The sequence below is a fragment of the Brevibacterium sp. 'Marine' genome, from assembly GCF_012844365.1.
GTDB lineage: Bacteria > Actinomycetota > Actinomycetes > Actinomycetales > Brevibacteriaceae > Brevibacterium.
Window position 1 is genome coordinate 22607 of record NZ_CP051626.1, and the last position, 12631, is coordinate 35237.

The 12631-nt window shown below is 66.7% G+C and carries 12 protein-coding genes; 5 read left to right on the forward strand and 7 right to left on the reverse strand.

From position 1 onward, the window contains the following. Window positions 1-2 precede the first annotated feature (2 nt). Window positions 3-380, forward strand: a complete 378-nt coding sequence (locus tag HF684_RS00095; RefSeq protein ID WP_169250789.1) for a VOC family protein — start codon at window positions 3-5, stop codon at window positions 378-380. Between the two features lie 18 nt (window positions 381-398). On the opposite strand, the gene HF684_RS00100 is transcribed toward HF684_RS00095, so the two are convergent. After that, window positions 399-1781 (reverse strand): MFS transporter, encoded by a 1383-nt coding sequence (locus HF684_RS00100; protein ID WP_169250790.1) that lies wholly within the window; start codon window positions 1779-1781, stop codon window positions 399-401. Window positions 1782-1857: 76 nt separating this feature from the next. Here HF684_RS00100 and HF684_RS00105 point away from each other — a divergent pair, with 76 nt between their 5' ends. Further along, window positions 1858-2352, forward strand: a complete 495-nt coding sequence (locus HF684_RS00105; protein ID WP_169250791.1) for a helix-turn-helix domain-containing protein — start codon at window positions 1858-1860, stop codon at window positions 2350-2352. A gap of 49 nt (window positions 2353-2401) precedes the next feature. Here HF684_RS00105 and HF684_RS00110 read toward each other — a convergent pair whose 3' ends face one another. The 5 genes from HF684_RS00110 to HF684_RS00130 form a co-directional block, all read right to left on the reverse strand. After that, entirely contained in the window at window positions 2402-3727 is a 1326-nt protein-coding gene (locus tag HF684_RS00110) for an MFS transporter (RefSeq protein ID WP_169250792.1), read from the reverse strand. After that, window positions 3724-4374 carry a TetR/AcrR family transcriptional regulator gene (locus HF684_RS00115; RefSeq protein ID WP_169250793.1) on the reverse strand — a complete coding sequence of 217 codons (651 nt, stop codon included), beginning with the start codon at window positions 4372-4374 and terminating at the stop codon, window positions 3724-3726. Before HF684_RS00115 ends, HF684_RS00110 begins: the two co-directional genes overlap by 4 nt. Before the next feature lie 113 nt (window positions 4375-4487). Beyond that, entirely contained in the window at window positions 4488-4835 is a 348-nt protein-coding gene (locus HF684_RS00120; RefSeq protein ID WP_169250794.1) for a VOC family protein, read from the reverse strand. A 35-nt stretch (window positions 4836-4870) separates the two neighbouring features. Continuing rightward, window positions 4871-5389, reverse strand: coding sequence for a DinB family protein (locus HF684_RS00125; RefSeq protein ID WP_169250795.1), 519 nt, complete (start codon window positions 5387-5389; stop codon window positions 4871-4873). Then, a complete protein-coding gene (locus HF684_RS00130) occupies window positions 5386-5814 on the reverse strand; it encodes a DUF488 domain-containing protein (protein WP_169250796.1) in 429 nt (142 codons plus the stop codon). The genes HF684_RS00125 and HF684_RS00130 overlap by 4 nt, the downstream gene beginning before the upstream one ends. A 201-nt stretch (window positions 5815-6015) precedes the next feature. On the opposite strand from HF684_RS00130, the gene HF684_RS00135 reads away from it, so the two are divergent. From HF684_RS00135 to HF684_RS00145, 3 genes are all read left to right on the forward strand, one after another. Next, on the forward strand, window positions 6016-7275 hold the full coding sequence (locus tag HF684_RS00135; RefSeq protein ID WP_169250797.1) for a Dyp-type peroxidase: 1260 nt from the start codon (window positions 6016-6018) through the stop codon (window positions 7273-7275). Then, a complete protein-coding gene (locus HF684_RS00140; protein ID WP_169250798.1) occupies window positions 7272-8072 on the forward strand; it encodes a family 1 encapsulin nanocompartment shell protein in 801 nt (266 codons plus the stop codon). Before HF684_RS00135 ends, HF684_RS00140 begins: the two co-directional genes overlap by 4 nt. 419 nt (window positions 8073-8491) lie before the next feature. Then, the gene (locus tag HF684_RS00145; RefSeq protein ID WP_169250799.1) at window positions 8492-9097 is read left to right on the forward strand and encodes a hypothetical protein; all 606 of its coding nucleotides are present in this window, start codon (window positions 8492-8494) and stop codon (window positions 9095-9097) included. A gap of 189 nt (window positions 9098-9286) precedes the next feature. On the opposite strand, the gene HF684_RS00150 is transcribed toward HF684_RS00145, so the two are convergent. Beyond that, entirely contained in the window at window positions 9287-12613 is a 3327-nt protein-coding gene (locus tag HF684_RS00150) for a S41 family peptidase (RefSeq protein ID WP_248279048.1), read from the reverse strand. Between the last annotated feature and the right edge of the window lie 18 nt (window positions 12614-12631).

The following is a 12631-nucleotide window of genomic DNA, read 5'->3' on the forward strand; positions in this document are numbered from 1 at the left end:
CCATGGAGAGAGTGACTGGAATCGGCGGATACTTCCTGCGGGCGGCCGACCCCGAGGCGATGACGGCCTGGTACCGGGATGTCCTCGGGGTCGACTTCGGGGATCACGGGCTGTGGCAGCAGCCGGCGGGACCGACCGTGATCGGACTCTTCGAGGCCGACACCGACTACTTCGGGACTCGACCCGACGGCCGGGACCGGCAGCAGACGATGCTGAATTTCCGTGTCGCCGACCTCGACGCGATGGTGGTGCAGCTGCGCAATGCCGGCGCCGAGGTGGCTCCTGAGACCGAGGATATGGACGGGATCGGCCGGTTCGGCTGGGTCACCGATCCCGAAGGGAATCGGATCGAGCTGTGGGAACCGAAGGATCAGGGCTGAACCTCGGTTGAGCTGGGACTACCGGGCCGCCTCGGCGACGGCGGGTTGACTGCGATCATCGATCAGACGGCGCTTGACTGCGAACGACAGGACCGCGGCGATGGCGCACATGGCCGCACCACCCCACCAGGCGTAGGTGTACTCACCGAAGGCGTCGCGGACGACACCGGCGCCGAAGGCCGCGACCGCGGCGCCGATCTGATGGGCGGCGAAGACCCATCCGAAGACGATCGTCCCGTTCTCACCGAAGATCTCCCGGCACAGGGCGGCTGTCGGCGGGACGGTCGCGACCCAGTCGAGGCCGTAGACGACGATGAAGAGGATCATGCTCGGATGGACCGTGTCCGAGAGCAGCCAGGGCAGGAGCAGCAGGCCGACCCCGCGGAACGTGTAGTACGCGACGAGGAGTATCCGGGGATCGAATTTGTCGGTCAGCCACCCGGAGAACACGGTGCCCACGATGTCGAAGATCCCGACGACCGCGAGCAGGCCGGCCGCCGTCGACGCGGGCATCCCATGGTCGTGGGCCGAGGGGATGAAATGGATGCCGATGAGTCCGTTCGTCGTCGCGCCGCAGATCGCGAAGGCGATGGCCAGAGCCCAGAACGAGCGATGACGGGCGGCGAAGAAGAGGCCTGCGAAGGCGCGTCGGGTGGCGTCGGTGCCGCGGCGCTCGGCGGGCGTGGTCGGGGCGGACTCCGCCGTGGTCGGGGTGTCGCCCTCAAGCTCGGTCTCGTCGTTGAAGTTGGTCGCGAGATCCGTGCTCGCATTAGCCGCACCGTAGGGCAGGACGCCCAGGTCAGTGGGATGATCGCGGAGGACGAACCAGACCAGCGGCACGGCGGCCATCGCCGCGATGCCGATGAGCAGGGATGCCGGCTTCCACCCCGTGGACTCGGCGATCGTCGCGACCGGCGGCAGGAAGATCAGCTGACCGGTGGCCGATCCGGCCGTGAGGATGCCCATGACCAGCCCGCGGCGGGCGATGAACCAGCGATCGGCGATGGTGGCAGCGAAGACGAGGGCCATCGAACCAGTGCCCAGCCCGATGAGCACTCCCCAGAATATGAGCAGCTGCCACGACGCGGTCATGAGCACGCTGCCTCCGGCGCCGAGGGCAACGAGAGCCAGAGCCGCGGCCACGACCTGGCGGATGCCGAAGCGATCCATGAGTGCCGCGGCAAAGGGGGCCGTGAGTCCGTAGAGCAGCAGATTCACGCTCACCGCCAGGGACATGCTGCTCATCGACCACCCGAAGTCCGCGTGGAGCGGAACCATGAGTGCTCCGGGAGCAGCCCGGAATCCGGCGGCGGCGAGCAGGGCGATGAAGGCGACGGCAGCGACCCACCAGGCGGGGTGGATGCGGCGGTGCCTCCGCTGCGCGGGTGGAATGGTCGACATCGATCCCTCGAACTTTCTTCAAAGAAGTTATACTGGGGGAAGTATAAGCAGACTTCTTCGAAGAAAGGTAGTCGAGATGGCTTTGCGTTCGGATTGGTCGCAGGAGTTCTGTCCGGTGAAGCGGTCCCTCGACGTGCTCGGCGATCCGTGGGTGCTGCTCATCGTCCGCGACGTCCTCCACGGTCGGGGGCGATTCGATCAGCTGCGGGAGAATCTCGGAATCTCCGAAGCCGTCCTCAGCCGTCGATTGTCCGGGATGATCGAGGCCGGACTGCTGACGAAGGTCGACTACGCCGATGGGGCGCGGACCCGGCAGGGCTATGCGGCCACCGAGGCCGCCGCCGATCTGCTGCCGATCCTCCAGCAGCTGTCGCTGTGGGCAGAGAAGCACACCGACCTGCCTGCCGGCGGGGGCCATATGGGACTCATCCACGAAGCCTGCGGGCAGGAGACGACTCAGGGTGAGGTGTGCAGCGCGTGCGGTGAGACTCTGGTTCCCGAACAGATGACCTGGGTCAAGCCCTGGAAAGACACTCGCGAGCGGTTGCAGCCGGCCGGGACCCTGAGCTGAGCCCTGACTGGGTTCATCCGGTCCGGAGTCAATGGTCGGTGGGCTGGGATCAGCAGGCCGCCTCGGCGAGGATGGGCTCTGATCGCCGTGCCCATTTCCGTTCGACGCCGATTGCCACGGCCACCACGACGAGTGCAGCGAGCGCGAGGACGATGGCGGCGATGACCGTGGAGGGGAAGCCGAACCCGGCGGCGATGACCCAGGCACCGACGGCAGGTCCCACCGCGTTGCCGACATTGAAGGCCGAAGTGTTGACGCTGGCGGCCAGGGTCGGCGCCTGAGTCGCGATCTGGAAGACGCGGGCATTGAGCGCCCCGGCGATGGAGAAACCGCTGGCGCCGACGAGGACGATCATGATGACGGCAAGGATCGCATTGTCCGCGACCAGCCATAGGGCGCCGAGGCTGAGCGCCAGAGCCGTGAGGCTGCCGACGATATTGCCGAAGATGTTCCTGTCGGCCAAGCGCCCGCCGACGACGACACCGACGAAGGCACCGACGCCGAAGGCCGCGAGGACTGCGGGAACGAGGTCCGCGGGCAGGCCGGCCACCTGAGTGAGCAGCGGGGAGAAGTAGGAGAAGGACGCAAACACCGAAGCCTGGAACAGCGCCGTCGTGCCCAGGGCCAACCAGATTCGGGGTCCCCTGAACGCCGCGATCTCGGCACGCAGTAGAGCTCGCAGGCTGGGGGCCGCCTCGGCGGGAGCGGGCGACTCTGCTTCGTCTGGGTCGGTGGACTTCGCTGGGTCGGTGGACTTCGCTGGGTCGGTGGACTTCGCTGGGTCGGCGGACTGCGCGCTCGACCGGGTGGCCACGGCGATGAGGACGGCGGCCAGCGCGGTGACGACGGCGACCGCCCAGAATGTCGAACGCCATCCGAACTGGGTGCCGATCCACGTTCCCATCGGCACTCCGACGAGGTTGGCCACGGTGAGTCCGCCGACGAGGCTGGCGAGGGCTCGGCCCTGCACGGCGGCGGGAGAGATGGCCGAGGTGTGGACGGCCGCGACGGCCCAGAACCCGCCGCAGGCGAAGGCCGACAGCACCCTTGAGACCATGAGCAGTCCGTAGCTCGGTGACAGCGCTGCAAGGATGTGGAGGGCGGAGAAGCCGATGATCATGACGATCATCGTCGCCCGCCTGGGCAGGGTCAGCGTCAGCAGCGTCATGGCCGGCGCCCCGACGATCATGCCGACGGCGAAACCCGTGATGAGCAGGCCCGCCTGCGGGATCGTCACGCTCAAGTCAGCGCTCAGGGGTTCGAGGATTCCGGCGATCATGAACTCGCTGGTGCCGAGGCAGAAGATCACGGCGGCCAGGAGGTAGACCGGGGCGGGGACGCGGGGTCTGAGGGAAGGCGGTGCTGAGGCGTTCATCGGGTTCGGCTGCCTTTCGTCGAGGTGCCCGGTGCACCTCCGGGCTCGAGAGTGGCCTTGCCGGCCGGAGTGCACAGTCCTGCGACGAAGGCTCGGGACTGGGCGAGGACGTCCTCTGTGGCCATGACCCGAGCGGCGATCCGCAGGCCGGCGAGCACGCTGTGGATGAGTGGGGCATGGATTCGAGGGTCGATGTCGTCGAGGATGTGGCCTGCGGTCTGACCTCGTTCGAGGATGCCCGAGTAGGTGTCGAGCCACGCGTCGCGGTCCGCATCGAGGATCGAGCACACGGCGTCGACGTCGCGACCGAGTTCGGCGGCCGTGTTCGCCGACAGACACCCGGTCCGGTTCTCGTCGTTGCACTGCTGCTCCAGTGCGCCCCCGAGGCGGTGCATGAGCAGGATGGGCGCGGGCTCGAGGCTGTGGTCGAGTTCCTCCCTGAGCGGGATGCCCGTGGCCGTGTAGTCACGCAGGGCGCGAAGGAAGACGGCGTCGAGGCTGTCGAAGGTGTTGTAGAAGCTCGAGCGGCCGATGTTAGCGCGCTCGCAGACCAGTCCCACATCGGTTCCCGCATAGCCGTGCTCGCTGAACACGGCGATGGCGGCATCGATGACCGACTGCTCGTCGAAGCTCTTCTTCCTGCCCATATGACGAGCCTAAAGTATTTTGGACAACTGTGTCCAATAATATCGGATCGACGGTCTCGACGTCAGTGACTCCGGTCCGGCTGCGGCCGGCGTTCCGGCCGATCGCGGCCCAATCAGGAGCCGAGGATGCAGAACTCGTTGCCCTCGGGGTCGGCGAGGACGACCCAGGGTTCGTCTCCGGTCTGACCCACATCGACACGGCGTGCTCCGAGATCGAGGAGGCGGGCCACCTCGGCGTCCCGATCATCGGGCCGGAAATCGAGGTGGAGTCGGTTCTTCACGACCTTCTCTTCGCGGTCGATGCCAACGATGATTCCCGGCAGGCGATCGGGGGTCTGCCGGATCTCGATCTCCGTGTCGTTCTCGTCGACGATCACCCAGTCGAGCGCCCGAGCCCACCAGCGCCCGAGCGTGAACGGGTCGGGCGAATCGATGACGATCTGTTCCCATTCCAATGACATGGCCTCACCTTTCGCCGGTTGTCTCGGTCGTGTTGTCAGGCCCCGACGTCGCCGAGGTGGTGCCGGACTTCGTGGAGTCCGTAGAGCGTGAGTGAGGCGACGGTGAAGGCATGACCGTCGGAGCGGAAGCCGCGCCGGTCCCATTCCTCCCCGCTGACCTGGGACAGGAGGCCGGCATAGGACTCAGCGGCCGCACGCAGGGCGGGGGCCACCTCGGCGGGAATCTGATGGGCATAGTCGGAATCGACGGCGACCGCATCGCCGTCGAAGTTATCCAGGGTCGGGTCGGTCTCGGCCAGCATGCGCTCGGTGCGGCGGCGGAATTCGTTGAGAACATCACGCATATGGGCGGCGTACTCGACATCGGACCACCGGTCGGGGCTGCGCCGTTCGGTGGCGTCATCCCTGGTCAGGACCGTCTGCCAGGTGGCGGCCGCCTCGGCGAGGGTGGAGGGAACTCCGGTCGGGTCCTCGGTGCCGGTGAAGCCGCACTCGGAGCAGCCCCCGGCGAGGACATCGGTCCAGTCGCGGGTGTCTGGGCTGATCTCGCTCATTCGCTGTCCTTGCCGCTCGTCTTTGCGCCGCTCGACTTCTTGTCGTTGAGGATCTCGGCGAGCACCGTGGCCTGGCTGATGTCATCGCGCTTGGCCGCGGTGAGCAGGGTCAGAGTCCCCGTCCGTGCGAGCTCGCGCAGCTCATCGAGGGCCTGCGCGGCATCATCGTTCTTCAGTTCCTCGCGGAAGCGGCGGGCGAACTCGTCGAACTTCTCCGGGTCGTGGGAATACCATTTGCGCAGCTCGGTCGAGGGCGCGACGTCCTTGACCCATTCGTCGAGCTGGGCCTTGTCTTTGCTCACCCCGCGCGGCCAGACGCGATCGACGAGGATCCGGGTCCCATCGGACTTCTGCACGTCGTCGTAGATGCGGCGGACCCGGACCTCGTGTGCGCGGCTCTTGGCGGAGCTCTTCTTCTCGGACATCGGCAGATGCTCCTTTCGCTCGCTTCCCTTCGAGTGTACGACGGGGTCATGGCCTCCGTGCCTGTCGATCTCAGGGGTGCCTTTCGACCGACGCACACATCGTGGCCAATCGCGCCTGGTGAGGCGTAGACTCCGAGACGTAGGTCACCTTGGTGTCCCGAGGTGCACCGCGCCGAATCCGCGAGCGGAGGAGATGATGCAGTGACCGTCTGGCAGCAGGCATTCCCCAATGGGAAGAGTCCGCAACGGGTGCTGGTTCCGCCGTCGCCGTCTGCGATCTTCCTCGTCCTCACCGTCCGCCCCGGATTCGAGAGCACAGTCAAGGACTTCCTGTCCGAGATCGCAGGGCTCACCCGAACGGTCGGCTTCCGCTCCCGCGAAGACGACCTCAGCTGCGTCACAGGCATCGGCGCCGACCTCTGGGACCGGATGTTCACCGCGCCCCGACCGTGGGGTCTCCACCCCTTCATCGAACAGCGCGGAGACGTCCACACGGCACCGTCCACTCCCGGTGACCTGCTGTTCCACATCCGCGCTCGCCGCCCGGACCTGTGCTTCGAACTCGCCCGCCTCATCGGCGACGCGCTGCAGGGCGCCGTCGACGTCGCCGACGAAGTCCACGGCTTCCGGTATTTCGACGAACGCGACATCCTCGGCTTCGTCGACGGCACCGAGAACCCCGAGGATCAGGGTGCCGTCGATGCCGTGTTCCTCCACCCCGATGACCTCGCCGAGGATTCCGCACTGGAGTCCGTCTCGGATTCCGCCGAGGTGGGACCCGATGTCGCAGCCGCCGCCGGGGCAGGAGCCGAGGTGGGAGCCGTTCCCGGCGATGGCGCCCCGGGATATCCGGGAAGCACCTATGTGATCGTTCAGAAATACACGCATGACATGTCCGCCTGGGGCGAGCTCAGCGTCGAGGAGCAGGAAGCGGCCTTCGGGCGGCACAAACTCTCCGACGTCGAGTTCGCCGAGGAGGACAAGGCCCCGAACTCGCACCTCGTGCTCAACTCGATCGAGGACGAGGACGGCAACGACCGGGAGATCGTGCGCGACAATATGGTCTTCGGATCCGTCGGATCAGGGGAATACGGCACCTATTTCATCGCCTATGCCGCGGACGTGACTACGACCGAGCGGATGCTTGAGAACATGTTCATCGGAGATCCGGTGGGCACCTACGACCGGATCCTCGACTTCTCGAACGCGGTGACCGGCGGGCTGTTCTTCGTCCCCTCCCAGGATTTCCTCGACGATCCCGACGGGGAACTTATCCAGGCGGGACTCGGGATCGGTGGAGCCGCCTCGGCGAAGATCGACGGACCGGACAGCGACGGCGGATCGGACGATGACTCGGTCGCTGACGACCCGACCCACAGCGATGACCCGACAGACGCAGACCCCTCAGCACCCACGGACGGCAGCCTGGGAATCGGCAGCCTGAACAGGAGACGACAGTGAACAATCTCTATCGCGAACTCGCCCCCATCACCGGCCCGGCCTGGGCGGAGATCGAGGAAGAGGCTCGGCGCACCTTCAAGCGCAATATCGCCGGTCGGCGCATCGTCGACGTCGAAGGGCCGACCGGCTTCGAGACCTCCTCGGTGACCACGGGGCATATCAAGGATGTGCAGTCCTATTCGTCGGGTCTGCACATTCGACAGCGCATCGTGCAGGAATTCGTCGAACTGCGCGCCCCCTTCACGGTCACACGTGAGGCCATCGACGATGTAGCGCGCGGCTCCGGCGATTCGGACTGGCAGCCGGTCAAGGACGCGGCGACGACGATCGCCCTGGCCGAGGACCGGGCCATCCTCCACGGACTCGACTCCGCAGGCATCGGCGGCATCGTCCCGAACTCGTCGAACGCGGCCGTAACCCTGCCCGATGCGGTCGAGGACTATGCGGACGCGGTGGCGCAGGCGCTGTCCGGTCTGCGCACGGCCGGTGTCGACGGGCCCTACAGCCTGCTGCTGTCCGAGGCCGAATACACGAAGGTCTCCGAGTCGACCGACCACGGTTTCCCGATCCGCGATCACCTCTCACGCCAGCTCGGTGCCGGGGAGATCGTCTGGGCGCCGGCTCTCGAGGGCGCCCTGCTCGTGTCCACCCGCGGCGGCGACTACGAACTCCACCTCGGCCAGGACCTGTCGATCGGCTACAGCGGCCACGACAGTGAGACCGTCGACCTGTACCTGCAGGAGACCTTCGGCTTCCTCGCGCTCACCGACGAATCGAGCGTGCCCCTGCACCCGTGATGAGGCCGCCTTCACTCGTGGTCAGGTCGCCTTCACTCGTGGTGAGTCTGTCGGAATGACCGACGAGCCGCTGGCGTGCAGGCTTCTGCCCCCACTACGGCGCGGAGTTCGACAGCGTCCACGTGACTGAAGACGGGTTCATCTGCCTCCTGCATCGGGTTTCGTCCACTTCGTCATCGAGTTCTGATCCAGTCATCGAGTTTTCTCTCGATGACTGGATCAGAACCCGATGACTCATTTGGAGGGAGTGGAAACGGCGGACTCGATGGACTCTCCACGTTGCTCGGGCGGAAACACGTGAGTTCGCTGGGAAGACTGCTGTAAGGGATGTTGTCGCAGACCTCGTGGTGGAAAATGGCTTTGCCGGGCCCTCGGTACTCTCCCGGGGGCAGATAGAGCGCACAGACGAACGGACAATGATGACCGCAGAAGCACCCGACCCGGACCACACGACAGGACTCAGCGCCAGGCGGACAGCTGCCGGTGCTGGGATCGGGGCGCTCATCGGTGCCGGCTTCGGACTGCTGTTCCTCGTCCTCAACACCGTCCAGTTCTCGACCCTGGGGCGCACACTCGTCATCACGGTCGGCGTCATCGTCTTCGCCGGCATCGCGGTCCTCGCGGTCCGCGGACTGCTGCGGAAACGTGGTGGGGGCGGCCGTCTCGGCGCATCAGGGGAACGCGGTCGTCGGGGACCGCCGTTCGGTCGCGCCTACTGGATCATCGTGCTCATCGAGGCGGGCCTGCTGTTCGCCGGAACCCGGCTGCTGGCGAGCCTCGGCCACTCGGAACTCGGAGTGGCGTGGGTGGCGGTGGTCGTCGGCACCCATTTCTTCGCGCTCGGCTGGGTGTTCGGGCTCGATCGCTTTCATGTGCTCGCCACCGCCGTGACCCTCTGCGGAATCGGCGGGTTCATCGCCTTCTTCGCGGCGGCTCCGGCGTTCATCCCGGTCATCAGCGGCGTGATCTCGGGCTTCGTACTGCTCGCCTTCGGCGTGTGGGCCCTGACCCCGACTGAGCGGTAGAGCCCGGCACGCATCGAGTTTTGTTCGGTTCGTCATCGGGTTCTGATCCAGTCATCGAGTTTTCTCTCGATGACTGGATCAAAAGTCGATGACTCCCCACGTTGTGGCTGGGCCGGGCGGACCCTCACGTCGCTTCGCGTGCGCTCGTGGCCGCTCGGCGGGCGCCCGGCAGGTGGTGGTGGCGCCGGATCAGCCCTCGGCAGGAGCGTCGGGCGCCCCGGCACCGTCCTTCTTCAGCGGCTGCACGCGCGGCGGTGGGAACTCCGGAGCCTGGGCGGCGGGACGGGCCTCCAACCCGGCGAACACCTCGGTGATGGCACGATCGAGCTGCGGATCGTTGGCGGCGAAGAGCTGACCGGGATCGTGCTCGACCTCGATATCAGGCTCGACGCCATAGTTCTCCACACTCCAGCCCTTGCCCTCGATCCAGAAGGCATAGCGCGGCTGCGTCACTCCGGTGCCGTCGACGAGATCGTAGCGACCGTCGATGCCGACGACTCCGCCCCACGTGCGCACGCCGATCACCGGGCCGATGCCCTTGGCCTGCACGCGAGCGTTGATGATGTCGCCGTCGGAGCCGGAGAACTCATTGGCCACGAAGACCACGGGCCCGCGCGGAGCATCCTCGGGGTCCCGGTCCATCTGGTCATAGCTGCGCGCCGCACCCCACGCGACCACCTGGTCGGCGAAGCGTTCGGCCACCAGAGCACTCGTGTGTCCGCCTCGGTTGAACCGCACATCGGCGATGACGCCCTCGCAGGCCATGGCCTGTCGCAGATCCCGGTGCAGCTGTGCCCAGCCGTACGAGGTCATGTCCGGCACATGGACGTAGCCGATGCGGCCGGATGACTTCTCGGCCACATACTCCCGGCGGGAGCGCACCCAATCCTGATAACGCAGCTTCTCCTCGGTGGGCAGCGGGATCACGGCAACCGTGCGGTCCTTGCGACCGCGGCGCAGAGTCAGCTCGACGATCGTGTCCGCGGCCCCCTGCAGATGAGCGGCGGGACCGGCCACCTCGTCGACGGGCTGACCATTGACAGCCACGATGACATCGCCGGGCTGGGCTCCCACACCGGCCTGGCGCAGCGGTGACCTTGCCTCCGGTTCACTGCTCTCACCGGGAAGGATGCGAGAGATCGTCCAACCCTCAGCGCTCCGCACAAGATCCGCACCGAGGAATCCGAGCTTCTTCGACGCATCTCCGAGCCCAGACGGCGGGCTGACATAGGCGTGCGAGGTGTTGAGCTCGCCCACGGTCTCCCACAGCACGTCGACGAGGTCGTCATGAGTCAGCGCCTTCGCGGCCACAGCACGCCAGCGCAGGGTGACCGACTCCCAATCGACGCCGTTCATGTCCTCGCGCCAATAGTGGTCGCGCATGATCCGGGAGTTCTCTTCGAACATCTGCAGCCATTCGGCCCGACGGTCGAGCTCGAACCGCAGACGCGAGACGTCGACGGAGATGTTGTCATCATCGTCGGCCTCGACCTTCCGGTTCGCCGGGACCACGCTGATCGCATCGTCGCTGCGCACGACGAGCAGTCTGCCGTCTCCGGAGATCGCATACTCGTCGGCCTTGTCGACGACGGTGGTGACCTTCCGCTTGGCGAAGTCGAAGTACTGGATGACCTCGGCGGGTTTGTCACCGGCATCTCCGGCCCGTGCGGTGCCGAGTTCACCGGCTTCGACGTCGCCGGTGCGCAGCCAGACGAGACCTCCCTCGGCGGCTTCGAGATCCCGGAAGACCCCCGAGGCGACCGGGAACGGCACGATGCGCTCCTCGGCTCCCTCGAGTTCGACCTCGACGGTGGCGGTCGGTTTGTCCCCGCGACCGCGCTCGGACTTCGCCTCCTCGGTGACCTCGCTGATCGCCCATCCGCCGGCGCTCGGTCCGAACGGTGCGGGCTCATCGGCAGCCAAGGGCAGCAGCCACGGTCGGGTGACGCCGTTGAACGACAGATCGAAGGAATGCTGGTTGTACGAAGGATCGAAGGTGCGATCGGAGAGGAACGCGACGAACTTCCCATCACGGGTGAACGTCGGCGAGAAATCATTGAACTTGCCCGTCGTCAGCGGCTGCGCCTCGCGATCCGACTTCACCTCGGCGATCATCAGCTGTGCGAGCAGCTCCTCACCCTGCGTCGGCTGCGACCACACGAGGTACTTCCCATCGGGTGAGAACCGTGGATCGCGCGCCTCGCCGTGTCCCGAATGCCCGACCAGACGCGTCCGTCCGTTGCCCACCTCGACGGTTCGAATCGACCCGTCGTGGGAGATCGTGGCGAGCATCTTCCCCGCCGGATCCGCCTGCAGGTGCAGGACCCGTCCCAGGGCCCCGGCCCCGATTCGCCGAGGCGGCTTGTCCCCGGTCACGGACGCGACCTCGATCGCGTCCTCCTCTTCGACATCCGTGACGTACGCGGCAAACCCGGTGTCCCCGAGGATGAGAGGTTCGCGGGTGCGGATCGACGAATCCGCGCACAGTGCCCGGGCCGGGCCTTCGCGGTGGGCGAGCCAGAAGGTCTTGCCCCGCCATTCCACCACCGAGGCATTGCCTTCTCTGTCGGGGCTGATGTGGTTGAGCCCGGTCTTCGGGTCCAGGGTGAGCGGCTGCACCTGAGTCCCCGGCAGAGTCACTTCCAGGGTGCGGACGGCCGCATCGAGGCTGTCGAGGATCTTGATCTCCCCACGGGAGTGCCAGACGATGCGGGTGCCGTCGGTCGTGGCGTCACGGACATAGCCGGTGGCCTCGGACTGGTGCGTGAGCTGGCGTGGTTCGACCGAGAGATCACCGGAACTCGCCGAGGTGGCCAGTCCGTCGACGATCCACAGGTTCGCCTGCTCGTCGGCATGGTGGGGGAAGGTCGCGGTCCGGTCCGAGGTGAACACGAGCGAATCGCCGACCCACAGCGGATCCGTCAGCGAGGCATCATCGTCGCGCAGCAGACGCTGCCACCGGGCGCCGGACCCATCTCCGATGCCGGCAGCGTTCGCGTTGCCGACCCGGTCGAGCCACAGCCTCGGCGCGGTCCCACCCCGGTAGCGCTTCCAGTGCGCGGGCGGACGGGAGAACGGCGTCGACAGAGCGGTCACTCCCGTGTGGTGCCTGGCCAGACCCGAGGCACGACCGAACGACAGCCGATCGATCTCACCGTCGAGGCTCACGGACTTCACGACATGGTTGCGGACCTCGAACTCCCCGGCATTCGCGCCGACGAGGACATGGGCGGCATCGGCCCACCCGAGCATCGTCATCGTGCTCGACCCCAACCAGGTGAGCCGACGCAGGGACCCGGTGGCCACCTCGGCGACCATGAGCTCCGGCTGGCCCGTGCGGAAGGACACGTACGCGACGTGCGCTGCGTCGGGCGAGATCCTCGGCGACCGGACCGGCGCATGATCGGAGGTCAGCCGCCAGGCGCGGCCGCCGGCGGACGGAACCAGCCAGACATCGTCGTCGGCGGTGAAGGTGATGAGATCGGACTGGATATGGGGATAGCGAAGATAAGTCACGTGACCCACATTACAAGC